This window comes from Treponema sp. OMZ 788 (assembly GCF_024181245.1).
In the GTDB taxonomy this organism is placed as follows: domain Bacteria; phylum Spirochaetota; class Spirochaetia; order Treponematales; family Treponemataceae; genus Treponema_B.
Genome location: NZ_CP051199.1, coordinates 2,667,788 through 2,693,498, shown reverse-complemented (window position 1 = coordinate 2,693,498; position 25,711 = coordinate 2,667,788). Strand labels below are relative to the sequence as shown.

The window sequence follows — 25,711 nt, the reverse complement described above, 5'->3', positions numbered from 1 at the left end:
TATAAACAAAAGGCGGTAAATATTATGAACGAAAAAATTACAAAGGCTTTAAACGAGCAGATTAACAAGGAAATGGAATCGGCTTATTTGTATTTAGGAATGGCTGTACATTTTGAAGCAGAGGCTCTTCCGGGTTTTGCCCATTGGATGCAGGAACAAGCTAAAGAAGAAATGGAACATGCTCTTAAAATATACAGATATTTATTTGAAATTGGAGCAAAGCCGGTTTTAGGAGCCATCGGTGCCCAGAGTACCGAATACGGAAAACCTATTGAGGTAGTAAAAAAGGTTTTGGAACACGAAAAATTTGTAACAGCTTCAATCACAAGCCTTTACGAATTGGCCATTGCAGAAAAAAGACTATAAAACTCAAAGCTTTTTAACTTGGTTTATCAATGAGCAGGTTGAAGAAGAAGCTAATGTTACGGCTATCTTGGATAAGTTTAGATACATTGACAACAACGCAGGTTTAATGATTTTGGATAGAGAGCTTGCAGCACGGGCTTAAGCTGTTTATAAATCGTTTAAAATAAAAAACCGGCTCGCTTGAGACCGGTTTTTTATTTGTTATCGATGAAAGATTTTTTCAATCAGCTTTTTAAAATTTACTTACCTGTAACTATTGCGATACCGCTGCTTGCACCTATTCTTGAACAGCCCAAGCCGATGTAGCTTTCCGCATCTTCGCGGGTACGCACTCCGCCCGAAGCCTTTATCTTCGTATCTTTTTTTAAGTACTTTTTAAAAAGTTTTATATCTTCAACCGAAGCACCGCGGGAACCGTAACCTGTCGAGGTTTTTATAAAATCCGCTCCGGCCTTTTCGATAATTGCACAAATATCCGCGATATTTTTTTCTTCAAGATAACAGGTTTCGACAATCACTTTAAGAAGAACATTTTTTTCATGACAGGCCTTTGTAATGGCGCTCACCTCATTTTGAGTATATTCCAAATCTCCTTCCAAAAGTTTTCCGACATTAATAACCATGTCTATCTCTTCAGCACCGGCCTCGATTGCCTTTTTAGCTTCTTCTACCTTTACCTCTGTTGAAGATGTACCGAAGGGAAAAGAAATAACGCTGCACACTTTTACATCCGAACCGTTAAGCTCCTTGCTAACCAATGAAACATTACAAGGGTTTACACAAACGGAAGCAAAATGATACTCCTTTGCTTCATTACAAATCTTGATTATATCCTTTTCGGAAGCCGTCGGTTTAAGAAGGGTGTGATCTATATATTTATTTAATTCCATATCTAAACTCCTAATTTAAAAATAATATATATTTTGCCTTTTGTCCATACGGCAAAACTTATTCGATTTGTTTTATCAGCTTATTGATTTTTCCTATACATGCAGAAGCAAACCCCTTATCGGGAAGCTGAGAAGAAACTATTCTAAGATAACCCAAAACATCTTTTAAATTTTTATCGGTTGCAGTTTGAGGATCTATTGTTTTTTTCAAGGCACCTTTTACATTTAATAGAATCATTCTGCGTTTTAGGCCGACATCTCCGGATAGCTTATTTATCACATATTCCATTTGAATGCGCTCATTGCTGATAAGAAAATCTTTTAGCTCTACAGAAGGAAGATTATCCAATAAATCCCTCAAATACATAAAAAGCTTAACGATTTCATCGCTTTCAATGGTATCCAGCTCTTCTTCAAATTGAGGAGAAGATTTTACACCATGAGGCAGAATAGAAATATTCGGCTTTTCGGAAACTTCATCTATAGTTTCTTCAATAGGAGCAAAGATATCTTCATCATCAAATGAGGAAGGAATAAGAGAGTCCGGAGCTGTAGATCCAGGATCAAAAAAGCTATCATCAGGACTTAAATCTATTTCATCAAGGGCTGAACCATTAGAAGAAGAATGCGGTATTTTTTTGCCGATAGGTCTTTCCATCATTGGACTATAATCGGACTCCGGCTCCGGTCTTGGTTCAAAGTCTTCTGTTGCTTCTACTTTTTCAATTTCTTCATTCTGCTGTTCAGTTCCGTCATCATTATAAAAAGAGTCATCAGTCTCATTATGGGTGTCTTGTTCAGGTAAGCTTGACTGAGGAGGCTGAGCTTGAGGATGCGGTTCAGATTGAGACGGGGCCGTTTTACCTGGAGGTGCTTGATACTGTGAGGCCGGTTCTTGAGGAGCGGCCGGCTGTTTTAAAGCCGACTCTTCTTTTTCTGCCGTATCAGGAAGCTGAAATTCTTCTTCAAGTATATCATTTTTGCGGCCATTTTTCAAACCTGACTGACCAAGCTCAAGAGGGTCATACTCACCGTCGATATCGGGACTGTCATCAATAGGGGCATCTACATATACCAAATTATCCAACGACTCTTCATCTTCTCCTCGATCAAAAATTTCGTCATCAGCCAATTCCATCAAATCATCAAATGGCATTTCCAAGTCAGACATATCTTCAAAGCTTTCGCTCAAAGTTATTTCATCATCATCTTCAAAATTTATATCTCCCAAATCTTTTAGATCTTGCTCAGGGCTTATGTCAACCTCTTCTTGAGGAATTTTAAGTTTATCAAGATTTTTATTTAGGATATCTTCATCACCGTATGATTTAACAGCTTCTTCATACAATTCCAAAGACCGTGACAAACTGCTTATGTCATCGTTTTCAGCTTTGTCGGTTTGAATATCTACAATTTCATTTGCAAGACGCACAGCCTCAAAAGTGTTGCCTTCTTTTTTATTTAACTCTACAATTGCTTCAAGAGCTTCCGTATTTTTTGCATCATTTTTTATTATCTTATTATACTCATGCTTGGCCAAGTCATATCTTTTCATTTGCTCATAAGCTTTTCCTAATTTTAGCCTAGCCGAAACTTCTTGAGGTTTTTCGTTTAGATATTTGATAAGTTCGTTTGCCGCTTCTTTATACTTGTCGTTATGAAAATAAAGATCAGCAAGTTCTGCCCTCATATTTATTTCGCTTGGAGAAAGCTGAAGTAAGCGCTCAAATATAAGTTCAGCTCTTTTAGTATCGCCTAATACGGAATACAGTTTACCCTGCATTTTAAGAACATCTTTATCTCCCTTAATTTGTGCACTTAAGTGATTTAAAATTTCTTTTGCCTTTGCATAATCTTCAAGCATCAGACAAACTTCCGATGTATTCAATAATAATTCTTTATTATCAGGATATTTATCTTTAGCATTTATTAAAATATTATAAGCATCAAAATATCTTTTTTGATTTTTCAGCAAATTAGAATATCCGAGGACGGCAGGCAAAAAACTTTCATTTAAATCAGTTGCTTTTTTATACAAATCTTCAGCATTTTTATCATCACGGGCAGCCTCATAAAGTTTTGCCAATTTTGTAAAATTATCTTCGGATTTACCGTTTGAATCTATAAGCATTTTATAGGTTTCAATCGCTTTTTCCGATTCTCCAATTTGCACATAACAATCGGCAATGGCTGTAAGAGCTTCATCCCAATTCGGTTTTGTTTTTATTGCAGTTTGATATGAATTAATTGCCTCTTTATAAAGTTTTTCTTCTTTATATAATTCTGCAAGATTAAAATTCAAAAAAGGATGATTGGGATCAACCTTCAAACCAAGTTTATATGTTTCAAGAGCCTTAGGATAATCTTTGCATAAAAAATATACGCTTGCTAAATGATTATATGCAAGGGCATCATCAGGCTTCATTTCCAATACATCGGTAAAACATTGTATTGCATGTTTATAATCACCGTTTTGTTTATATGTATTTCCTAGATTATAAAGAGTTGTTTCATTTTTAGTATCTATAGCCTTTGCCTTTTCCAATATAACTACCGATTCATTAAACATATTCAGACGGCGGTATATAACACCCATATTATTTAGAATATCCAAATTATTTGGATTAAGAGAATTGAGCTCTTTATATACATCCAAGCCTTTTTTCATGTCGCCTGATCGGACATAGAGTTTTCCCAAAAGACTTTTTAGCTGATAATATTCGTCAGGCGTATTCTTTTGCTTTTTAAGCTGGTTCAATAAAATTTTTTCTGCAAAATCATAGTCACGGGATAAAATAGCTGAATTAGCCTGCTCAATTATTATGTTCAAATTACTCGACATTTTTTCCTTCCTTTTTGCTTTGCAAAGGACGAGCCCACGCCTCTTTTGATGTATCACCGGCATGTTCTCCGTTTTCTTCATCATAAGCGGCTATCGCAAAAAAATATATTTTGCCGTTTTTTAAATTTTCTATTTTGTAATTTGTTACATTGCCTACATCAATTGGAGAACCTTCACCGAAGTACTCTCCTTTTTTGTTTCCAAAATAAATTAGATATCCTTTTACATCAGTATCTATAGAAGGCGGCCAGAATAATTCAACCGATGAATCTCCCGCCCTTGCAACAACCCTTGCAGGAGGAAGCGGAAGATTATCTTTTTCATATTCCAAAGAAAAAGAATGAATCAGCGGGGATTTAAGACCTTCCGCATCGGGATAAATATCACAGGCAATTTGAAAAAAACGTCCGGCAACATTTTTTATTGCCTCATTCGGTTTAATACTTTTCCATTCAGGATAGCTTCCGTTCCAATTAAAAGGACTGTCGGCAGCCCTGATAAAAAAATTCAGCATCGGTTTGTTCAGGTGTTTCATATGCAGCCTTTAACAAAAGAGGCCGGGATTTATTTCCTCCGGTGTCGATTATATTTGTTTCTACGCGGCCGCCGTCTTGAGGATATTTTTCAAACAAGGAAGATATTTCCCACGGCATTCCGAATTGAGAAAAAAAGTTTGTAACCCTTAGCTCATCAATTAAGCCGGAATAGTTTAATCCGATCAGTACATCCGAGGATGCTCCCAATGCCGAATAAAGCACCTGCTTGCTTTCTCTTCCTGAGTCGGTCATATAAACAATAGCTTCGGATTTGCCGTTCATCCTATATTCCAAAAGGCCTGTATTTTCATCATAGGTAATAAGGTGATGACTCCAAATTTCGGGGATTATGTTTGACTTTCCTGAAAGCCTGACATCCAGGCCCTTATTGTTCTTGTCCTGCCAAATATTTAAAAAAGACCATTCAAGTTTATTGTTAAAAATGCTTGCAGCTATATTTTGGTACATTGTTCTTCGGCCTTCAACCAAGGAAGTCCACCAGCGTAAAATAGTGCTCCCGCTTTCGGTTGTCTGCGGGCATAACCAAAATTCTACGGTAAAAGATTTTAAAACTTTAGCCCCTGCAAAAAAAAGAAGTCTTTGAAGGTTTTAGTACCAAACTTTCATTATTCGAATTATAATGAAAAAGAGCAGCTCCTTCTCCAAGTTTTGCCTTGTCGGCACCAATATGAATAATTGAAGAATTAACGATAGTATAATTTCCGGTTTCTTCAACTGTGTCCTTAAAATCAAAACTAAGGTACATATCCGCAGTTTCGGTAAGATTTTGCACGGATGAGGTAAGCCCCAAAGACTGTAAACCGAATTTTCCCTTTCTTTGTTCTATATTTCGGGAATAGACAATATTGTTCCAGCCCAATTTTCCGCCGAAATTTAAGACTGCATCTTCAGAAAAAGCGGAAATTAAGAGAATATAAAAAAATATAAGGCTCAGGGCAGAGCTTTTTCGCCAATTTAGTTTAAATTTACACATAATCTGCACTTATTATCGGCAAAAAAGCTCCGCACATCAAGAATATCTTTTTATTTATTTTGAGCTGCTAACAATGACTTATAAACTCTTTAAACAAATCCAATGAGGGCTTATGAACGGCAGCCGTCATTTCGGGATGAAATTGAACGCCCATTATAAAAGAGTCTCCGGTATACTCTATGGCTTCAACAATTCCGTCGGGAGCATAGGCTGTAATCTTAAAATCCTTTGCAAGCACTTTTACGGCCTGATGATGATAAGAGTTTACCATATCTTCTTTGCCGAAAACTTTTTGCATAATCGAATTATCTTCGGTCTTGATAGAATGGGTGCGTTCCTGAGAACGGGCTTTTTGAACATGCTGTATCTGAATATCTCTTTTTATAAGAGATAAATCCTGATAGAGAGAACCTCCGAAAGCAACATTTAAAATCTGCATTCCTCTGCATATTCCTAAGATAGGCTTTTTTAAAGCCTTGGCCGCCTTGATAAGTTTTAGCTCATAAACATCCCGCTTCGGAAGAAGCTCCCCAAGACAAGAAAGCGGCTCCTCATTATAAAAATGAGGCTCTACATCATGCCCGCCCATAATTATAATCCCTGACAGATTCTCAATCTGGCGTTCAATTTCTGCCTCATCATCAATGATAGGAATCATAAGAGGAACACCGCCTGCAGCCGTCACGGCATTTACATAGTCTGCATTGGTGTACATTCTTTCATAACCTGCAAAAAGACTTTGCGAGGTTTCATAAAGACAGCTTCCTGTTATTCCTATAAGCGGTTTTTTCATATTAACTCCCATAAAAATTTTCAAGGACAAAAAATCCCTTTATATTTATTTAAAGTATATTACAATTTATTTTTATATTTTGTCAATGGAAGAGAAAAATTTTATGCATAAGCAGCGATCCGGCAGAATGCTTAGAAAAAATATCGGTTCGGAAAATTCGATAAACGAATCTTGACAGATTGAATAAAGTGGAGCAAGCCCATTTTTTTTGAAAAAAGCCTTGACAATCAGACTATACAATGTATATACTAAAAATAATGGAGGTGCATTATGCAGGTTGTAGTTCAGAAATGGGGTAACAGCCTCGGATTTAGAATTCCGTCTCTTTGGGCAAAAGATAATAATGTAAAGAATGGAAGCAAAATAGAAGTAATAGCAGAAAAAGGAAAAATGGTAATTCTTCCCCAGAAAAAAACTCTTGATGATATGCTGGAAATGGTTACTTCTGAAAATGTTCATTCAGAAATATCGACAAGTTATTCAGTAGGTAACGAAGAATGGTAAATTCAAATTATGTTCCCGATAAAGGCGATTTAGTTTGGCTTGATTTTAATCCGCAAGCAGGACATGAGCAGAAAGGCCGTCGTCCTGCAATTTGCATTTCTCAAAAAAGATATAATCAAAAAGTTGGACTTGCTTTATTTTGTCCTATTACAAGCCATATAAAAGGCTATCCTTTTGAAATTGTATTGGATAATCCTTCGATAAATGGCTGTATTCTTAGCGACCAAGTAAAGAACCTTGATTATAAAAAAAAGAAGCTGTGATTTTATAGACAAAGCAACAGATGAAGAGATAAATGCTGTTGTAGATAATATAAAGTTGTTGATTGAGTAATCACATAACTCTCAAACGATTATAGGATCGAATAATTAATGAAAGAAAAAAAAGAAATTTTTACGCTTTTACATCAAGATGCGTCATCTCCTGCAAGGACGGGAGTTTTGGAGCTACCTCACGGGAAGGTGCTTACTCCGGCTTTTATGCCCGTGGGAACGGCGGCTACGGTAAAGGCGATGACAAAGGACGACTTAGACGAAATAGGCTTTGAAATTATCTTGGCCAATACATATCATCTTTTTTTGCGCCCGGGAATCGAGGTAATAAAGGCGGCCGGAGGCTTACACGGCTTTTCAGGCTGGAAAAAAAACTTTTTAACCGACTCCGGGGGCTTTCAAGTTTTTTCGCTCTCACAGCTGCGAAAAATTACGGAAGAAGGCGTAAAATTCCAAAGCCACATAGATGGGAGCCGTCAATTTTTAAGTCCCGAAATTGCGGTAGAATTGCAGACAGGCTTTAACAGCGACATTCAGATGCAGCTGGACATCTGCTCAGCTTTCGGGATAAGCAAAACCCAAACCCTTGCCGACCTAAAAATAACCATGAACTGGCTCGACAGGGCCTTTGCAGCCTGGCACAACACTCCTGATGAATATGACGGAGCCCTCTTTCCTATCGTGCAAGGCGGTTTTTTTGAAGACCTAAGACTTCAAAGCCTTGAAGCCATCTTAAAGCATGAGCCTCGAGGCATTGCCATAGGAGGCCTTTCGATAGGAGAACCCAAAGACCTCTACCAAGAATATTTGAGCTTTACGGCAAAGCACATTCCTAAAAATAAGCCCCTCTATGTAATGGGAATAGGAACCCCAGACTACATTCTCGAGGCGGTAAAAAACGGAGTCGATATTTTTGACTGCGTGCTGCCTTCACGCAATGCCCGAAACGGAAACCTCTTTACCCATAAAGGAGCCATTTCAATTAAACGAAAAGAATACGAGTTCGACTTTAACCCGATCGATTCTCAATGCAAGTGCAAGGTTTGCCGACAATATACAAGGGCCTATTTGCGGCATTTATTTAGAACAAAAGAAATTTTATACTCAATGCTTGCAACCTATCACAACTTAGCTTTTTTATATAGTATGATACAGGACATAAGAGCAGCCATTCAAAATGATTCTTTTAACGATTACTATAAAAACTTTTTAAAGAAATACGAAAACCGTTAGTGTTTTGTAAGGCCTAAACCATTAATATTTTGCAAGGTAAAAACAGGACCCGTATCACGGAGGATAATTTATGAAAAACCTAAAAAAAGAATTACACTTTTTTTTAAAACTCAGCGTACTCAGTTTCTTATTTATTTTCAGTTTAACGCTTAAACTTGGAGCCCAAGAAACGGCTCAACCGTCTTCCGAAAATAAGGAAACTAAATCCGCTCAAGAAAAGACAGAAGATAAAACTAATGACAAAACAAAGAAAAAAGAAGTATCTGAATTTGAAGAAAAAAGAGATACGATTCTATACGGTATCGGTGACGATATCTTAGAACTTATAAAGAGGCTGAAAGCCGATGAAGATGACCGCTTCGATGCCGACTTGAAAAAAATATTTGCCGAGACCAAGATTCCTGCCATCAGGGATGCCTTATTTGCTTACTTTGCCGAAAAAAAGAATGATTGCTTAAAAGCCGATGCTCTCATGGTCTTAGAAAACAAAGAAGACTTTCCTCAAGAAACAGTCCGCTCAGCAATTTCCTATATTAGAGAGCTTGCGATATATGAAGGAATAAATTCCCTGCGTACAATCTTAAAAGATGAAGAAAGCGAGTACAGAGACCTTTGTATTTCTGCAATCGGAAAGATAGGCAAACCGGACGATGCAATTTTTCTTACGGAACTTTTTGACTCCGAGGCCTCCGATGACGAAAAAAAATCTTTAATAATAAAACAAAATATAATGTTTGCATTGGAAGAACTTCATCCTGCTGAAATATGGGATTTTTTAATCCGGGTTGCTGAAGACTCCGATGAAAATACCATTATAAGGGGAACAGCTGTTTCAGCCTTAGGAAAGATAGGCGATGAAAGAGCTATTCCTATTTTATCCGAAATTTTTGAAGATAAGGATCCCATTTTAAGAACAGCTGCGATAAAGGGTATTGCAGGCTTTAAAGATGATAAGGCTAAAAACATCATCATTCAAGCCTTTAAAGATTCCTATTATAAAGTAAGACTTCAAGCTATCCAATCTGCAAAGGAAGAAAAAGCGGAGGATGCCGTTCCGTTTATCTTATACCGTGCAAAAAAAGATCCTGAAAATACGGTCCGCATAGCCGCTATAGAGGCCCTCTCTCATTTTAACAATGCGGAAGCAAATGAGTGGCTTGTAGATTCTTTTAATGAAGAAAAGACAGGCTTATCTCTCCGCTTAAAAATTGCCGAAAGCCTTTTAAAAAATAACTTTGATTTAATTTATGAGGATGTAAAAGCGGCCGCACTAAAAGCTATTTCCGAAAAACAAAAAAATAAATTTTCCGCAGAACTCGGCAAGACTATTTCAACAGTTGAAAATACAGGAACAGCTCCGATAGCCGAAGCCTATCTAAATCATAAGGATCCGATATTTAAGAGTATAGGGCTCGATATGTTCAAACGGAATAGATATCCTGAGTTGATACCCCTTGTTTCCGCGATTGCCGAAGATGAAAAAAACGGCGCTTTAAGCCGAAGGGCTAAAGACCTATTGCAAGCCGGAAATACAAACTCCGCTCAAGATAATCAAACGGGCAATAAGTAAAAATGGCAAACCGCTCTTGGGTCTCTGAAGCTCTTGTACTTTCGTTAAAGACATTCGGCGAAGGACACAGAAACGCCCTCCTCCTCTTACCCGATACGGAACACTCCTGCAAGCTGATAGATGCGGCCGTCTTCGGAGGGCCTAAAAGCAAACTGCGAAGCATGGTAATTCCCTACCACACCGGAGAAGTTTGGATTTATTCAAACCCAATAAAAAATTCAAACAAGATAAGCGACTTTAAGGTAAGCGACTACCGCATAGGCCTCAGCGATAACCTGACCCGCATTTGGTGTGCAGCCTTTGCAGCCGAATTAGCCGTCAAGCTTAAAGGAAACATCGACTGGCAAATCATAAATTCCTTTTTGACGGGGCTTGCAGTTTCTTCCGAAAACGAATGCCGAAAAGCCTTGCTCCGTTTTTTGTGGAGGGTCATTTCTTTATCGGGTCTTGCCCCGGATATGGAACATTGCTGCCGCTGCGGAATAAGGGTTTCAGGTAGAGAATCGGAACCCAATGCTCTTAATAAAAATGCGGAAGATTTTTCTTATAGCGAAAAAAACTTCTTTTTCGTTCCGCATGAGGATTCTTGTGTTTGCAGTGCCTGCCTTGATAAACACGAGCCGGCCTTCCCCCTTTCAGGCGAAAGCCTTTTATACATCTTCGCAGTTCAAAATCTTATCCCCAAAATATCGAGAGGATTAAACCTCTCGGAACAAGCCTACGCTGAACTAAAAGATTTTTTATTCTATCTTATAAGGCTCGCAGCAGGTTCAAATTTTAAAACTCTCGAATCCTGTAATTTTTTGTTGTAATCCGGGCTGATTTTAAAACTCATTTTGCAAACACAAACAAAACGAAAAAAAATACGTTTCAAACGTAAATGAAACGCAAAAAAATACGTTGTATTTGCGTTTGTTATAAAGAAGGCAGCGGTAGAGGCATAAAATATTATTTATAATTTCTTTTTAAAAAATTACTATTTCTTTCATCTATCTCGTACAATAATATTGAGAGGTGAAAATGGAAAATCAAAATTTAAAAGCAATGGAAGAGCTTTACCGCTGGGACGATACGCCTGACGATCTTTATTGCCCCTTTGTATGCGAGACCGACAATCCCGAATACAGTTTGGAAAAAACCGAGGATGCCGTTGCGGTTTGTGCAAAAAACGTTTTCGGGATTCCGTCGCTATATCCTTGGCAGAGGCTTGCAATAGCCAATATCTTGGATGCGGTTCATGCAGCCGAAGCCCGCATTGAAGCGGAACAAATTGAGATTGAAAAGAAAAACGGGGAAGTTTCGGATTCGGACAAGGATGCAAAAACAAGATTGCTCCAAAAGATTACCGCAAATACCGAAGAAGAAAAACTTACTGAGCTCTATGATGAGGACGGAATTATGAGAGGAAGGCAAATTATTCTCCTACCGACAGGAGCAGGAAAGTCTTTGTGCTTTCAAGTTCCGGCCCTCTTGTTGGACGGGCCTACCGTAATCATCTATCCTCTTTTAGCCCTTATGAGCGACCAGTTTAGGCGCATGGCGGAGGGCGGGCTTGAGCCTGTAATTTTTAAGGGCGGTCAAACTAAAGAAGAAAGAGAAGCACAGCTTGCCCGCATGGAAGGAAGCGACGGAAAGCCTCCTGCAAAGCTCATAATTGCAAACCCCGAGGTTCTTTCAGCCGGGAATCTAATCGACAGGATTGCAGCCTGCAATGTGGTTCACCTGGCGATAGACGAGGCCCACTGCGTTACCGAATGGGGAGACAGTTTTAGGCCGGCCTATCTTGAACTTACAAACATAATCAAAAAGCTTCACCCCTACGCCGTTTCAGCCTTTACCGCAACGGCGAGTCCGCCTGTCTTACAGCGCATTGCCGAGATTCTTTTTGAGGGAAGGGCTCATTTGGTTCGAGGCGAATCGGACAGAACAAATATAATTTATTTTGTAAGGCATTGCAGGGTAAAAAATCCTGCCCTTCTTGAGGAAGTAAAAAAAAGAAAAAGGCCCATGGTCATCTTTTGCTCCAGCCGAAAGGGAACAGAACAGACGGCTTCTTTTTTGCGTCTGCACTTAAACGACGAAAATATAAGGTTTTATCATGCAGGCCTCGAAAGAGAAGAAAAAGCCGAAACCGAAAAATGGTTCCATGCACATAAAAGCGGCATACTAATATGTACTTGTGCTTGGGGGATGGGAGTCGACAAGAAGGATGTTAAAACCGTAATCCACATGGATCCTTCTCCTACTGCGGAAGCCTATATTCAAGAAGCCGGAAGAGGCGGGCGTGACGGGAGCATAGCCGAGGCTGTTCTTTTATGGTCTCCTGCCGATAAAAAGCGGATAGAGCTCTTGCCCGAAAAACAGCGCCTTAGGGCCGGGGTTCTTAAAGACTTTGCCGAAAGCGGAAAATGCCGAAGATCAGTTCTATTAAAGGCCCTCGGCGAAACAAGGGCAGAGGCGACAAACCCCGATGAAGAGGTAATCGCCTGTTCGGGCTGCGATATTTGCAATAAGACAGCAGTTCAATATCCCGAAGACGAAAGGCTTTTTGTAAGGTTCATAAAAGCAAACAAAAGAATTTTTACTCAAAATGAAGCGATCGATTTTTTTTCTTCAAAGAAGGAATTTTGGGAAGCAGGGGATGTAAAGCGTTTAAGCGAAGAGCTTATTAAAGAGGGGCTTATCAAAAAATTGAAAAGCCCCCTTTGGCACGATAAGCTTACCGTTTGATTCAAGCTTAACTTAAGTCGGCTTTAAAAGCCGAGTTTAAAAACTTTCTTCCAAGCGGGCAAAGTAAGCTTTGGGATAAGCACAGGCAGGGCATTTTTCGGGAGCACTTTTGCTGACTACGATAAAGCCGCAGTTTAAGCACTTCCATGTTGTCGGACTTTCTTGTACCCACATGGAATTCTCCTCGATCCTTTTGATAAAGGCCTCATACCTTTCTGCATGGTACTTTTCGGCAACAGCGATGCTGTCCATAACGGCAGCGATTAGGGGGAAGCCTTCTTCCCTTGCCGTCTTAGCAAACTCAGGATACATGTGCTGCCATTCGTGGTTTTCACCGGCCGCTGCCTGCTTTAAGTTTTCCAAGGTTGTGCCGACCACGCCCGCAGGGGCCGTTGCAGAAACGGTAACATCTCCGCCTTCTAAAAAATTAAAGAGGCGCTTTGCATGTTCCCTTTCCTGCTCCGCAGTTTCGATAAAGATTCTTGCAATTTGCACAAAACCTTCTTTTTCGGCTGCACTTGCCCAAAATGTGTACTTGTTACGAGCCTGAGACTCGCCGATAAAGGCCGAAAGAATATTTTGTTCGGTCTTTGTTCCTTTTAATGATTGCATACTCTTCTCCTTTAGGCTCCATGTTTTTAAAAAGAGGCACAGAGCAAAAACTCATTTTTTTAAAACAAGAAGCCCTTTGTTTAGTATAAACCTATTTTTAAAATAATAAAAGGGGGCGAGGAAAATAAAAAAATTTAATAATTTAAGACTTCAATTATGTAATCAAGTCTGGCTTTTAGACTGTTTAATTGCGAAAGCCGATAATCAAGATTTTGAATTTTAAAATCAATCTCGGTTATATATCCTTGTTTTAGTAAAACTTCCGAAGAGGTCAAGCGATTTTGTATATCTTGTTTGTTTTTTTCTGCTAAAATGCATATTTTATTTAAGATGTTTAAATTTATTTCATGAACTTCTTTTTTATTTTGATGATTGATATTAAGAGCTTCTATTTCTAACTTATTTAAATTAAGTAATTCTTTGGCTGTCTTATCTATATCATAGGCTTCATCAAGGGGAGACAGCGGAATATTTATTCCAATGGCAAAATTAAAAAGCCAGTTTTTATCTGCCTTCCAGTAATTTTGAATAGTATCATTAAATTTAACGCCTCCCTTTGATTTGGAAGCAGGATCAACCGTAAATGAAAATATAAATGACGGCAGCCTATTAAGCTGTTCTTTCAATGTATAATATTGATTTATTTTTAACTGTTTTTGTTTAAGCTCTAATTCTATTTCTTCATTTATATACTCATAAGAAATGTAGTTTTCAAGTTTTTTTATCCAAGGTTCAATTTTCTCCGGTATCGTATCATCGCTCACTCCCGTTAAATTTAAACTATGAAGCATTTGAAGGTATCTTCTTTTTGAATTTAAAAGATTTAATTGATTATTATATCTTCTTGTATTCTTTTCTGAAAGTTCAAGTGTAGAAAGTTTTCCTTGCTTCCATAAAGCTTCATCATTTAAACCTAGTTGTAAATCTATTTGCAGTTTTTCTTCTTCAATTTCAAGAGTCTTTTTTTGTAGCCAATAAGAAACAGCAATATATACGGCCTCTGCTATTATTTTTTGTTTTATCCGTTTTAATTCCAAATCGGCAAAATTAATACTATCTTTGCCTAAATAAATCTCATATTCGGAATAAGGTTTTAAAATACCGGGAGCAAAAAAGTAAAGCGGCATTAAAAATTGACTCTTAGCAGAAGAGCTGTATTCATTTTTTGCCCCTTGTATTTTAGCTAAGGCAAAAGTATTATTGATATTAAAATTTAACCCCATTCCCATCGGCAAGGTTTGTTTTAAATTAAGACCTGTTGTAAAAGCATGTATTTGATCACGGCTTTTAACTTCCATATTTCCAATATAGTTTAAATCTAATGATAGTTTAGGAATCCATCTATATTGTGTTTTTTGTGCTGCTATTTTTTTTATATTATATTTACTAAGAGCCTTTTGATATTCATTACTGTTTGTTAAAACTATGTCAATAAAGTCTTCATATTCAATTGCATATAATGAAGATACCATACAACATATAAATATAAAAAAAATTTTTTTTACCATACAAGATCCATTGTTTTTAAAAAATGCCATAAAATACTTTGTTCTTTTAAAATAATACGTGCATCAATTTCTAAACCGGGTTTTACACGATATTCTTTTTTTTCTTTATCAACTAATATATTTTTATCGAGATTACCTGTAACGGCAAAATAAACCGAACCGTCACGATCTATAAATGAATCGGGCTCTATATTGATAACCTCGCCTGTAAGCCCGCCGAATTCATGATAGGGGAATGCAGTAAACCGGTATTTTATTTTCATGTTTTCGGTTATTTTACCTGCATCTTTTGCAGGTACACGAATTTCAATTTTATAATTATCCGTTGCATCAGGAACAATGTTAAGAATCGACTGTCCGGCATTAATATAATCTCCTTTATTTAAAGAAGATATTTCTTGCACATAACCCGATATGGGCGATATAATGCAAGTATTTTTTAAAGAAAGATCAGCATCTTTTAGTTGACTATATACTCTTTCCTTTTCTATTAAAAGTGCATCCAATTCCGAAAGAAGAGAATTGATAAATTTATTTTTGTAGGTAGTCAAATCCAATTCAGCTATATCCGATTGATACTTTAATTCTCTTAAGCGTGCAGGTTGAACTGCTGTTGCGGGCAGTTCAAGTGCTTCAAGCCATAATTTTTTTACCATGTTATAACGCTTTGTTAAAATCTCTTTTTCATTTTTGTAAACCATAAAGCGTGCATAGGTTAAACTATCTTTTTTAGAAATTAAATTCTTACCGGCATTATAACTTTTAATTAAATTTTTAACTCCTTCAATTTTTTTATTCACTTCATCATAGTAGGTTTGGAGAGCTTCTTTTCTTGCCGAATAAATACCTGCATCAATTTTTAAAAGCTGCGAGCCTTTTTCTATCTTTTGTCCCGGCACATAATTTATTTGTACAATCTCACCTGCAACTATATTTTTTACCAATGATATATTTTGTACGGGCCGTACCTGACCTTTTGCATATACTACTTCTTCCATTTTTCCGAATGTGCAATATAAAAAAGCAAACAACATTAGACTGCCGATTATATAAATAAAAACAGTTAAAACGGCCGGCGGTTTTTGTAAAAATATTTCATGTTTATAACGTAAATCTTTAAGATGTATAAGACGTATTGGTTTCATAGTCAAAAATAAAAGTTAGATATCCGTATTTTGAGCATTCCAAAGATCGGTATATATTCCGTTTTTTAAAATAAGCTCTTTGTGTGTTCCTTCTTCTTTTATTTTACCTCCATCAAATACAAAAATTTTATCGCAATTTATAATTGTCGAAAGTCTGTGAGCAACAATAATTGTTGTTTTATTTTCAATTATTTCTTCGATTGTACTCATTATAGCTTTTTCGGTAATAGCATCTAAACTTGCAGTTGCCTCATCAAGTATCAATATTTTAGGGTCTCTAAGTAAAATGCGGGCTAAGGCTATACGCTGCCTTTCACCGCCCGAAAGAGTTGCACCCCGCTCTCCTATAATTGTTTCGTAACGATCGGGCAGCTTGTTTATAAAAGCATCGGAGCGGGAAGCTTTTGCTGCATAGTATAAAGCTTTTTCCGGTAAAAATCCGTTTCCCCATAAAATATTTTCTCGAATAGAACCTGAAAATAACAGAACTTCTTGCGGCACATAACCTATAAGTTTACGGTATGATTCGGTTTCCAAGTCTTTTATATTTAAACCGTCAATAAGAATTTCCCCGCTTTGAAAATTATAAAATTTCATAAGCAGTTTTACAAGCGTTGTTTTGCCTGAACCGGATGCTCCTACAAAAGCAATTTTCATTCCGGGTTTGATATTTAAATTAATATTTTCCAGTGTGTTGCCATGTAAACCGTATGCAAAACATAAGTTTTTAATTTCGATAGAACCTTCTATATTTTCTATTTTAGTTTTTCCCGAGTAGGTTGTTTTTTCGATAGGCATATCAAGTATTTCGGAAAGACGGTTGGCTGCAACAAAGGCTTCCTGTAATGTAGGCTGTAAGGTTAATAAACGCCCTAATGGGCCTAAAAAATATCCCGACAAAATAGAAAAAGCTATCAATTGTCCGAGGCTCATTGTTCCGTTTAATATTTTAAAACTGCCTACCCAATAAACACCTAAAGTTCCAAGCTGAGAAAGAGCCATTTGCACGGCATTTTCTATATTTGCAAGAGTACCTATTTCAATTCCCTTATTTACGGAGTCTACCATTTTTACTTCTGTCCGCTCAAATGCAAGGTCTTCACTTGAAAGAGCTTTCACCGTTCCTATTCCGTTTATGGACTCTACCATACCCGAATATTTTTCGGCATCTATTACGGCTTTTTCTTTTATCATTCGCCTATAGGGACTTACAAAAAAACATATTACAACGGCAGAAATAATAACCGGAATAATGGCAATCAGCATGAGTATACCGCCTGAGGCACATAAAAAAGCTCCGCCTACAGCAAGCATTAGGGAGTCCAAAATAATATTCATTCCTGTAGAAGATAGAACCTGTCTTATAGTATTTACATCATGAATACGGGAAAGCACCTCTCCTGTTTTGCGTGTAGTAAAAAAAATCCATCGGAAGATGAAGAACATGGTCAAAGTATTCAAAACTTAAAGCAGCTTCCATCTTACTGCTCATATGAAGCATAAGTTGATTACGCGAAATATTTAACAGCGTTTGAAAAATAATTACAACAAGGTATCCTAAAGAAACCAAGTTAAGCGTTATTTTTGTACCTGAATATAAAACTTCATCAACCAAAAACCGAAAATAAAAAGCAACGATTATACCTAAAAAACTTAAGAGTATACTTGCCGTAAGAACTTCGCCTACTATTTTTTTATGGGGCTTTAAAAGATAAAAAAAACGGGTTAAAATACTGCCTGAATCTTTATTTAATTTAAATTTTTCTTGAGGAGTTAAAACAAAAAAGACACCGGTCCACTCTTTTTTAAATTCACTTATAGGTATTTTCAAAAGCCCTGAAGCAGGGTCTCCTATAATTACGTTATCTTTTTTAATTTTAAAAATTACAACATAATGCTCTGAATCATTTCTTTTTAAATGAGCAATTACAGGGAACACAATGTCCTCGGAAAATTCTTTTTCGGGACTTAAAGCTCCCTGACATGAAAACCCTAATTCTTCTGCACCGCGGACAATTCCGTATCCTGATGTACCGCCTTTATCGGTACCTGCTATTTTGCGTATATAAGAAATAGGGATTCTCTTCCCGTAATATTTGCAAACGGAAGCAAGGCAAGCAGGCCCGCAGTCTTAACTGTCATGCTGCATATTCCATAGGATCATCTCTATTACTATCTTTATATACCGAAACATGCAAATGTTTGCTTTTTGTGCCGGAGCTGCCCATTATGCCTATTTCGTCTTCCTTATTCACCATCTGTCCTTTCTTTACATTTATTTTATCCAAGTGAGCATATCTTACAAGTACTCCGTTTTTTTGATCTTTTACAAGAATATAATTTCCATAGCCGTCTTTATTGCTATCTTTAGCATAACCTACCTCAACAACAATTCCTCCTTTTATCGAATAAACTCCATCAAGATTTTTGCGTACAATCTTTCGGCCCTGATCATCAAGCATTTCTCCGCCAAAAATATTTTTAAGTTCAGACATACTAAGCTTTCTGTATAAGCCCTTCTTTTTCATACTTTCCCTCCATAATTAATAATAATAATATACACTTTCATCTGACATTTCAAACATAAAACCGCTTCCACTTAGTAACCGAAAATTATATTTATATCTACCCATTTTAGTACCATACCATGTAGGAGATCCAAAACCTTCAAAAACTTTATATTTTCTTTGAAAACAATGCATTAATATATATGTATCTTCATCAGTAGGATAAACCCTTAAATATATAACTTTGCCATTATAGTTCCAGACAGTAATCTTTTCATCCGTACTTTCAACACCGTCTAGTCTATACTTGAACTCGGCATCCAAAACTTCATCAAACAGATATGACTTTGGTTCAAAAAATACCTTTTTATAAATGATACCATGGCTGTCAAGTTTTGTTTTTACCGTTTCCATATCATCTTTTATGTGGAGTCCATAAAAATATAAATCTCCAAGTTCCAATATATCATCGGATTTTCGATCGGCTTCTTCAAAATAAGTTTTATACCCGTCTCTGGTCATTATAATGGTTGTCGCCTCTGTCGGATAGTATACCTCGCTTCGATAAATAACATTATTTTCCTTTGTGTATGAATCATAATCCGGCGTTTCATAATATGTATAGCCTTTCCCGCTTGACTTTTTTTAAATCGAGTGCATCAAAGGCAACTCTTTTTGAATCGGGAAGATAAAATTTATAAAATCCCAGATCGTAAGCAAAAAACTTGATAAATCTTATTATTTTGTCATCTTTAAAGATTATATAAAAATCATTACTTGAGTCTTTCCCTAAGGTTTTATAATCAGGAATGTAAGCCTTACAGCCCATCTCTTGTAAGCTTTTAGGCATCATTGCTGTAGGATATAAACCGTTAACTCCGAACTCTTTTAATTTGGCTAATGCCTGTTCATAGGTGTCATTTATATTTAAGTTATAAAATAATAAACTTCCCTTTGCCATATAGTGCTTTTCATCGGAAAGATATCTAAGCCCCTCTTTTTCGGCCTCTTTATTAGAATCTTCGGCTACAACCTCTTTTTCTTTTTCCGTTTTTTCTTCTTTTGCCTGAGTTTCTTTAGACTGAGACTCTGTTTTTGTAGATGTTTCAACTTTTGCTTCAACAGGCTTCTGTTCTTTAGCCTCTTTAGAACACGAGAATAAAAGAACCGCTAATATTAAGATAAAAATAAGTTTTAATTTGTCTTTTTTCACTATAACCTCCATACCTTAAGATTTTAACATCTATATATAGAAATTGTCAAGTGTTTTAGATTTAAATTCCCTACACCCCAAACGGCTCTTTTCTTATTGCAACATCGTTTACAGGAAGCCCTGCAACATTTAAACTACTTACAGGCTGTAAGGCGGACAATTCGTTACTTATAATTGTAGAATTAAATGCACTCGATTCTTGTGCACTAAAAGGTTTTGCGCCGTACAAAGTATCCAAATAATATTCATTGCCCGTATCGGTACTTGAAGGCGTATAAATTACTCCGCTGCCGCCTCCGGGTGATTTTGGCGGTTTAGGTTTACTTCCTCCTCCGCCTCCGGGCGGGCTTGGCGGTTTAGGTTTGCTGATGCCGCTATCTCCTCCGCCTTTTTTGGGAGGCGGGTTATTTTTAGGAGGAGGGGGATTTTCATCGTTACCGGATTTGGGAGGAGTCTTGTTTCCTCCGCCGGTATTTTTATCATTCTCCTTCTTTGTGGTATCCGGTTTATTTATCCATGGTTCAGGGTCTTTATCTTTTTTATCATCTCTATCATTATCATTTGTATCATTATCGGTATCGTTAGGATCAGTATCAGGGGCAGGGCCGGGAGAAGGATTAGCGATTTTATCTTCTCTCTTACGATTTTCTTCCTCTTGCTTAAGTCTTTCTTTTTCAAGCCTTTCCCTTTCAGCTTTTTCTCTTGCCGCTTTTTCTTCTGCTATTCGTTTTACCTCAGCTTCGGCCTTTGCTTTTGCTTGTGCTATCCGTTTTACCTCGGCTATCCGTTTTGCTTCGGCTTCAGCTCTTGCTTTTTCTTGTGCTGCTATTTCCGCTTTTTTCTGTTCAATATAATCACCGGCTGTTATTCTTCCTAAAAGAACATTATCTACATTTTTATCTCCTTTTTTTATTGCCGATAATAAAGTCATGTTATTATTTCTTAATACTTTTCTTAGATCATCAGCTCTTGTGTCAATTAAGACAGAAAAAGCCGTCTTCCCTAAAGCGTATTTTGTAAGTTCATAAGTAAAAAAAGGATTATCAAAATTAAAATTTTTTGATTCAGAATTATATAATCCAGGGTGTTGTTTTAAATACTCTTCAGATATTTCTTCTTTTAGCTTTCCAAGATATTTATCCTCTTCTACTTTTCTTTTTTTATAATTCATATAATCATTTTCATCATAATTAGGGTCATGTATCGAAATGGATTGTTTTCCTGTTGCAAAATCATGTGCAATACCACAAAATCCATCTGCTTGCGTATCTGGTTTTCCTGTTTGTGTTACATCATAGACATATATAATTTTTTTATCTATTGATTTTGGCTTTCCATCTGCTGTCTTTTCATATTTATATTTATATGTTTTACCAAAGGCTCTTTCATTTTGGTATATAATGCCATTATTCCATCCAACATTACCCATAAGAGGTCCTTTGGCAGGATCATATGGATTTTTATCTTCAACAACAACTGCAATATGACTACTCAGCCCCTTTTTTGCCTCAGGATTTCTCCATAATGCAAAGACAGTAAATTCCTTTTCATTTACAAGTCTTTGGGCTTGTTCACCATCTTCTATTATTTTTATCGGACAAACATCTTCTCCAAATTTGAGCAATGCCTTGCATTTATCTGCATATTCTGCTCCTTTATCTAATCTGCTGCCATGTTCAGTTCTTGAAAAATCATTACCTATATCCATAGGTATATCATTATTAATATGCATTTCAAGATATTTCTTTGGATATTCTTTAACATAGCTAACTATATTATCATATGCAGCTGTTGCATTTACATCATAACCGCGCATCCTGCCTTTTTTCTGCAGGGATTGATTACCATAAAACCCATCCATATGAAAGCCTGTGGAATGTCCTACATCAAAACTATGCTGATTACAACTTGTTGAATTCTCATTTAATCCATTATAATCATAATTAGACCTTGCACCTCGTTGATATATTGCCGCATTAATATTATTTTCCGTAATTTCATAAACTCTCCGGTTATTTCCTTTTAAAGGATTTTCATCAATATTTTTTTTATCAGTTTCATCAGAAATATCAGAATCAAAACCACCTCTTACCATTAATAGAGCTTCATCAGTTAATCTAATAATTTTTTTGCTTGTATTCATTACTCTTACTCCTTAGGTTTTTCCCAGCCGTATTTTTCGGTTACTTTTTTATACTTTAAAATAAAATCGTTTAAATCTTCATTCCACCGGTATTCTGCATATCCGCGAGAATAACTGCCGGAGCCTGTCTGACTGTAAATATATTCTTCATGAATATCCATCACAATTGTTTTTATATGCCAATTAAGTTTTTTAAAATTATAATTGTGCAGACAAACTCGGTTAATATTAAAAAAATCATCTTCAAACTCTGCTCTATAAAAGTCCGTGCCGCCTACAAATACTGTTTGAAAATACAGCTCATTCTTATCATTTTGATTTAAATCTGCAATAAAGCCTGTTGAAAAACTAAATTTATACTTAATTTCATCTGTATAATTAAATATTTCTCTATTGTCCAAATACTCATCAGGGTACAGTACAATCGGATATTCATTTATAATTTTATCATTTTCAACTATAAAGCAATGAAGTCTGCTAATATAATCTTTCGTTGTTTTTCCATCACTAAAGAAAACAACATATTCATCATAACCTGAATTGGTAAAATCTCCTTTTATATAATCAAGAACTTTTAATTTATCCGTAGCAGAAAAAAACATAGAGTAGTTTTCTTTTTCGTAATCTTCAAATAATTCAATTAATTTTGTGTTATCCTTATCATCTTTTAATGTAACGATTTCGCCTTTTACTTGATTTTCTATCGTTGTTTTGTTAATCTTACCTATGTTAATGGAGCTTATAAGTTCGTTTTCTAAAACAACATATACATCTGCATGAGGATTATATTCCAAGGTCATTTTATACAGTAAAAAAACTCCCGGCTTAATTTCTATTTTTTGCATACAGCGATAAATTTTTCCGTCATATTCTATATTTTCAACATCAATATAATGTACATTTTCATAACTTGCAGGAATTATCAATTTATTATTTATAAGATCAATATCTTTTACCATATAAGGATCGTATATGTACATAAAATCAGGTTTTATACCAACTTTATCTCGAAGCTGTTTAAGTTTTTCTTCGTATGCTTTACTTTTTTTGTATTTTTCTTCAGCTTCAAGTTGTTCAGCTGTCTTTTGAGGTGCAGGAGGGTCAGGCTTTACTGCTTCAATTTTATTTTCTACCGGTTTACTTTCAGCTAAAATTTTTTCTTCCGCAGGTTCTTTAACCTCTTTAGAACACGAAAATAAAAAAGCCGTCAATATTAAGATAGCGATAAGCTGTAATTTATCTTTTTTCACTATTACCTCCATATCCAAGATTTTAACATCTATGTGTAATAGCCGTCAAGTCTTTTGGATGAAAATAAATTCTTTTATTTTTTATACTTCAACCTCCATAATTTATTTTCTATATATGCTGTTTCATCTTCCATTGTAAACATAAAATCCTTACCCTTCCTTACCCAAACATTATATTTATATCTACCCATTCTAGTGCCATAACATGTACCTGTATATCCGGGCCCTTCAAAAACTTTGTACTTTCTTTGAAAATGATGCATTAATATGTATGTATCTTCATCGGAAGGCGGTACCCTTAGATGTATAATTTTATCTTTATACCACCAAACGCTAACTTCTTCATCCCTACTTTCAAAACCATCCGGGTTATCCTTATAAACAGAATAATACAAATCAGACACTGGTGAAAAACCCGCCCCTTTATAAATAATGTAATTGTTGAAAAGTTTTGTTTTTATTGTTTCCATATCATCTTTTATGTGAAGATCATAAAAATATAAATCGCCAAGTTCCAAAATATCGTCGGACCGTCGATCGGCTTCTTCAAAATAAGTTTTATACCCGTCTCTGGTCATTATAATGGTTGTCGCCTCTGTCGGATAGTATATCTCATTTCGATAAATAACGTTATTTTCCTCTGTATAATGATCCGGTGTTTCAAAATACGTATAGCCCTTCCCGCTTGATACTTCTAACTCCCATATTTCAGGGTAGATATTCTTTACATCAGGCCGATAAAATTTATAAAAACCCAGATTGTAAGCAAAAAATTTGATAAATCTTATTATTTTACCGTCTTTAAAAATTATATAAAAATCATTACTTGCATCTTCTTCTAAAGTTTTATTATCAGGAATGTAAGCCTTACAGCCCATCTCTTGTAAGCTTTTAGGCATCATTGCTGTAGAATATAAACCGTTAACTCCAAAATCTTTTAATTTGGCTAATGCCTGTTCATAGGTATCGTTTATATTTAAGTTATAAAACAATAAACTTCCCTTTGCCATATAGTGCTTTTCATCGGAAAGATATTTAAGCCCCTCTTTTTCGGCCTTTTTACCGGGTGTTTCGGGGATCACCTCTTTTGTTTCCGCTTTTTCTTCTTTTGCCTGAGTTTCTTTAGGCGGAAGCTCTGTTTTTACAGATGAATCGCTTTTTACTTCATTATGTTGAACTGTTTCAACTTTTGCCTCTACAGACTTCGGTTCTTCCGCAGGTTCTTTAACCTCTTTAGAAGACGAAAATATAAAAGCAGCCAATATTAAGATAAAGATTAGTTTTAATTTGTTGTTTTGCATTAATAACTCTTCATCAGTCAATTTAATAATTTTTTTCATTTCTTAATCCTCCTAATATTCGTCCTCTATATAGAATAAACTCTTTTAAAGTATCATTCCATTGATAATCATCTATCCATTCACCGTTCATGGACTTATCTTTTATTATAATCATTTTTTTGTACCAATCAATAGATAGTATATCGTAACGATCACCATATACATAACTGGTAACAAAAGACTCATCATTATATTCAATCATTAATAGTCGATCGCCTTCTATATTAAATAAAGCGGCAAGATATATTTCATTTATTCCGTTTTGATTAAGGTCAGCTATCCACCCTTGTGAAAATTTATACCCGAAATCTTTCACTTCAGGAAGTTTGTCATGCGTAAGCGCAGGGTAAAAATAACCGCCTGAATGACTAATATAATAATCATTGATTATCTTGCCTTCAGAAACTAAAAAACATCTCACTCTTTCTATATATTGATCACCCATCTCCGGATCCGGGTCATCTTCATAAAACATAACAAAATATTCATCATACCCTGAGTTTGTAAAGTTCCCCTTTACATAATCTAGTATTCGCATATCATACTGTTTATATCCCTTAGTTTTGATCCCCGTGTCCCAATCTGTATGGACAACCTTTCTAAATAAAGGATACTGTGTGTTTTCGTAATCTTCAAATAGTTTTATCATTTCATGTTTTTTTTCATCGTTTTTCATACTATATAAAGAGCCGAGCGCTTGGTTTTCTATAAACTCTTCATTTATTTTTCCTATATTGTTCTCACTTAAAAGATCATAAGAGAGGGGAAGATAAATCTGTTCAGGATTATCCCACTTATAGGTAACCTGATAATCGAGCATTCCTCCGTTTTGAGTAGGAGCTTTATATTTACAATAGCAAAAATCCCCATCTTTTTTTATCTCATAAAAATGAATAAACTCAAGATTATCTGCCAGACTATACAATACCGGAGCCTTTTGCTGTATCAATTCATCAATAGTAATACCTGTAGGGAATTTATAGTTTAGGATTTTTTCCTTCTTATCCAGTTCGGCTACAAGCTGTTTAAGTTTTTCTTCGTATTCTTTACTTTTTTTGTATTTTTCTTCAGCTTCAAGTTGTTCAGCTGTCTTTTGAGGTGCAGGAGGGTCAGGCTTTACTGCTTCAATTTTATTTTCTACCGGTTTACTTTCAGCTACGGTTTTTTCTTCGGCAGGTTCTTTTACTTCTTTAGAACACGAAAATATAAAAGCCGTCAATATTAAGATAAAGATTAGTTTTAATTTGTTGTTTTGCATTAGAG

The 25,711-nt window shown here is 35.9% G+C and carries 20 protein-coding genes and 3 pseudogenes; 8 read left to right on the top strand and 15 right to left on the bottom strand.

All coding sequences use genetic code 11. From position 1 onward, the window contains the following. Positions 1-24: 24 nt before the first annotated feature. Both E4O00_RS13340 and E4O00_RS13335 read left to right on the top strand, forming a co-directional pair. Positions 25-366: a ferritin gene (locus E4O00_RS13340; RefSeq protein WP_253677835.1), complete on the top strand. Its 342-nt coding sequence runs from the start codon at positions 25-27 to the stop codon at positions 364-366. Continuing rightward, positions 347-508: a ferritin-like domain-containing protein gene (locus E4O00_RS13335; protein ID WP_253677834.1), complete on the top strand. Its 162-nt coding sequence runs from the start codon at positions 347-349 to the stop codon at positions 506-508. The genes E4O00_RS13340 and E4O00_RS13335 overlap by 20 nt, the downstream gene beginning before the upstream one ends. A gap of 97 nt (positions 509-605) precedes the next feature. On the opposite strand, the gene deoC is transcribed toward E4O00_RS13335, so the two are convergent. The 4 genes and pseudogenes from deoC to E4O00_RS13315 all read right to left on the bottom strand — a co-directional run bounded on the left by deoC (position 606) and on the right by E4O00_RS13315 (position 6,421). Next, positions 606-1,256, bottom strand: a complete 651-nt coding sequence (gene deoC / locus E4O00_RS13330) for a deoxyribose-phosphate aldolase (protein WP_253677833.1) — start codon at positions 1,254-1,256, stop codon at positions 606-608. Positions 1,257-1,314: 58 nt separating this feature from the next. Next, positions 1,315-4,098, bottom strand: coding sequence for a tetratricopeptide repeat protein (locus E4O00_RS13325; RefSeq protein WP_253677832.1), 2,784 nt, complete (start codon positions 4,096-4,098; stop codon positions 1,315-1,317). Then, positions 4,088-5,637, bottom strand: a pseudogene (locus E4O00_RS13320) (LamG-like jellyroll fold domain-containing protein). Before E4O00_RS13320 ends, E4O00_RS13325 begins: the two are co-directional and overlap by 11 nt. 58 nt (positions 5,638-5,695) lie before the next feature. Continuing rightward, entirely contained in the window at positions 5,696-6,421 is a 726-nt protein-coding gene (locus tag E4O00_RS13315; RefSeq protein ID WP_253677831.1) for a gamma-glutamyl-gamma-aminobutyrate hydrolase family protein, read from the bottom strand. A gap of 270 nt (positions 6,422-6,691) precedes the next feature. Here E4O00_RS13315 and E4O00_RS13310 point away from each other — a divergent pair, with 270 nt between their 5' ends. The 6 genes and pseudogenes from E4O00_RS13310 to E4O00_RS13285 all read left to right on the top strand — a co-directional run bounded on the left by E4O00_RS13310 (position 6,692) and on the right by E4O00_RS13285 (position 12,730). After that, positions 6,692-6,925 (top strand): AbrB/MazE/SpoVT family DNA-binding domain-containing protein, encoded by a 234-nt coding sequence (locus E4O00_RS13310; protein ID WP_253677830.1) that lies wholly within the window; start codon positions 6,692-6,694, stop codon positions 6,923-6,925. Further along, positions 6,919-7,258, top strand: a pseudogene (gene mazF / locus E4O00_RS13305) (endoribonuclease MazF). The gene E4O00_RS13310 and the pseudogene mazF overlap by 7 nt, the downstream one beginning before the upstream one ends. 38 nt (positions 7,259-7,296) lie before the next feature. Then, complete coding sequence (gene tgt, locus E4O00_RS13300; RefSeq protein WP_253677828.1) at positions 7,297-8,430, top strand: tRNA guanosine(34) transglycosylase Tgt; 1,134 nt, start codon at positions 7,297-7,299, stop codon at positions 8,428-8,430. A 70-nt stretch (positions 8,431-8,500) separates the two neighbouring features. After that, entirely contained in the window at positions 8,501-10,000 is a 1,500-nt protein-coding gene (locus E4O00_RS13295) for a HEAT repeat domain-containing protein (protein ID WP_253677827.1), read from the top strand. A gap of 2 nt (positions 10,001-10,002) precedes the next feature. Further along, a complete protein-coding gene (locus E4O00_RS13290; RefSeq protein ID WP_253677826.1) occupies positions 10,003-10,812 on the top strand; it encodes a DNA repair protein RecO in 810 nt (269 codons plus the stop codon). Between the two features lie 208 nt (positions 10,813-11,020). Further along, positions 11,021-12,730, top strand: coding sequence for a RecQ family ATP-dependent DNA helicase (locus E4O00_RS13285; RefSeq protein WP_253677825.1), 1,710 nt, complete (start codon positions 11,021-11,023; stop codon positions 12,728-12,730). Positions 12,731-12,766: 36 nt separating this feature from the next. Here E4O00_RS13285 and rbr read toward each other — a convergent pair whose 3' ends face one another. From rbr to E4O00_RS13225, 11 genes and pseudogenes are all read right to left on the bottom strand, one after another. Then, positions 12,767-13,342, bottom strand: coding sequence for a rubrerythrin (rbr, locus tag E4O00_RS13280; RefSeq protein WP_253677824.1), 576 nt, complete (start codon positions 13,340-13,342; stop codon positions 12,767-12,769). A 134-nt stretch (positions 13,343-13,476) separates the two neighbouring features. Then, the gene (locus E4O00_RS13275) at positions 13,477-14,814 is read right to left on the bottom strand and encodes a TolC family protein (protein ID WP_253677823.1); all 1,338 of its coding nucleotides are present in this window, start codon (positions 14,812-14,814) and stop codon (positions 13,477-13,479) included. 29 nt (positions 14,815-14,843) lie between these two features. Next, positions 14,844-15,848 (bottom strand): beta-barrel domain-containing protein, encoded by a 1,005-nt coding sequence (locus E4O00_RS13270; protein WP_253677822.1) that lies wholly within the window; start codon positions 15,846-15,848, stop codon positions 14,844-14,846. A gap of 162 nt (positions 15,849-16,010) precedes the next feature. Then, positions 16,011-17,390, bottom strand: coding sequence for a peptidase domain-containing ABC transporter (locus tag E4O00_RS13265; protein ID WP_253677821.1), 1,380 nt, complete (start codon positions 17,388-17,390; stop codon positions 16,011-16,013). Beyond that, positions 17,371-18,069: a cysteine peptidase family C39 domain-containing protein gene (locus E4O00_RS13260; RefSeq protein WP_253679744.1), complete on the bottom strand. Its 699-nt coding sequence runs from the start codon at positions 18,067-18,069 to the stop codon at positions 17,371-17,373. Before E4O00_RS13260 ends, E4O00_RS13265 begins: the two co-directional genes overlap by 20 nt. Positions 18,070-18,133: 64 nt before the next feature. Beyond that, a complete protein-coding gene (locus E4O00_RS13255) occupies positions 18,134-18,523 on the bottom strand; it encodes a M23 family metallopeptidase (RefSeq protein ID WP_253677820.1) in 390 nt (129 codons plus the stop codon). Between the two features lie 15 nt (positions 18,524-18,538). Then, positions 18,539-19,715 (bottom strand): annotated as a pseudogene (locus tag E4O00_RS14375) (hypothetical protein). Between the two features lie 70 nt (positions 19,716-19,785). After that, complete coding sequence (locus E4O00_RS13240) at positions 19,786-21,858, bottom strand: hypothetical protein (protein WP_253677817.1); 2,073 nt, start codon at positions 21,856-21,858, stop codon at positions 19,786-19,788. 5 nt (positions 21,859-21,863) lie between these two features. Beyond that, positions 21,864-23,108: a hypothetical protein gene (locus E4O00_RS13235; protein ID WP_253677816.1), complete on the bottom strand. Its 1,245-nt coding sequence runs from the start codon at positions 23,106-23,108 to the stop codon at positions 21,864-21,866. Positions 23,109-23,182: 74 nt separating this feature from the next. Then, complete coding sequence (locus E4O00_RS13230) at positions 23,183-24,409, bottom strand: hypothetical protein (RefSeq protein WP_253679741.1); 1,227 nt, start codon at positions 24,407-24,409, stop codon at positions 23,183-23,185. A 22-nt stretch (positions 24,410-24,431) separates the two neighbouring features. Then, on the bottom strand, positions 24,432-25,706 hold the full coding sequence (locus E4O00_RS13225) for a clustered-type lipoprotein (RefSeq protein ID WP_253677815.1): 1,275 nt from the start codon (positions 25,704-25,706) through the stop codon (positions 24,432-24,434). Positions 25,707-25,711: the final 5 nt, after the last annotated feature.

What these genes read in the sequence shown, in the direction of transcription:
- E4O00_RS13225 (WP_253677815.1), bottom strand. Translation starts at nt 25,706, where the DNA reads ATGCAAAACAACAAATTAAAACTAATCTTTATCTTAATATTGACGGCT.
- E4O00_RS13310 (WP_253677830.1), top strand. Translation starts at nt 6,692, where the DNA reads ATGCAGGTTGTAGTTCAGAAATGGGGTAACAGCCTCGGATTTAGAATT.
- tgt (WP_253677828.1), top strand. Translation starts at nt 7,297, where the DNA reads ATGAAAGAAAAAAAAGAAATTTTTACGCTTTTACATCAAGATGCGTCA.
- E4O00_RS13295 (WP_253677827.1), top strand. Translation starts at nt 8,501, where the DNA reads ATGAAAAACCTAAAAAAAGAATTACACTTTTTTTTAAAACTCAGCGTA.
- E4O00_RS13315 (WP_253677831.1), bottom strand. Translation starts at nt 6,421, where the DNA reads ATGAAAAAACCGCTTATAGGAATAACAGGAAGCTGTCTTTATGAAACC.
- E4O00_RS13285 (WP_253677825.1), top strand. Translation starts at nt 11,021, where the DNA reads ATGGAAAATCAAAATTTAAAAGCAATGGAAGAGCTTTACCGCTGGGAC.
- rbr (WP_253677824.1), bottom strand. Translation starts at nt 13,342, where the DNA reads ATGCAATCATTAAAAGGAACAAAGACCGAACAAAATATTCTTTCGGCC.
- E4O00_RS13325 (WP_253677832.1), bottom strand. Translation starts at nt 4,098, where the DNA reads ATGTCGAGTAATTTGAACATAATAATTGAGCAGGCTAATTCAGCTATT.
- E4O00_RS13270 (WP_253677822.1), bottom strand. Translation starts at nt 15,848, where the DNA reads ATGGAAGAAGTAGTATATGCAAAAGGTCAGGTACGGCCCGTACAAAAT.
- E4O00_RS13255 (WP_253677820.1), bottom strand. Translation starts at nt 18,523, where the DNA reads ATGAAAAAGAAGGGCTTATACAGAAAGCTTAGTATGTCTGAACTTAAA.
- E4O00_RS13275 (WP_253677823.1), bottom strand. Translation starts at nt 14,814, where the DNA reads ATGGTATCTTCATTATATGCAATTGAATATGAAGACTTTATTGACATA.
- E4O00_RS13340 (WP_253677835.1), top strand. Translation starts at nt 25, where the DNA reads ATGAACGAAAAAATTACAAAGGCTTTAAACGAGCAGATTAACAAGGAA.
- E4O00_RS13240 (WP_253677817.1), bottom strand. Translation starts at nt 21,858, where the DNA reads ATGAATACAAGCAAAAAAATTATTAGATTAACTGATGAAGCTCTATTA.
- E4O00_RS13230 (WP_253679741.1), bottom strand. Translation starts at nt 24,409, where the DNA reads ATGCAAAACAACAAATTAAAACTAATCTTTATCTTAATATTGGCTGCT.
- E4O00_RS13290 (WP_253677826.1), top strand. Translation starts at nt 10,003, where the DNA reads ATGGCAAACCGCTCTTGGGTCTCTGAAGCTCTTGTACTTTCGTTAAAG.
- deoC (WP_253677833.1), bottom strand. Translation starts at nt 1,256, where the DNA reads ATGGAATTAAATAAATATATAGATCACACCCTTCTTAAACCGACGGCT.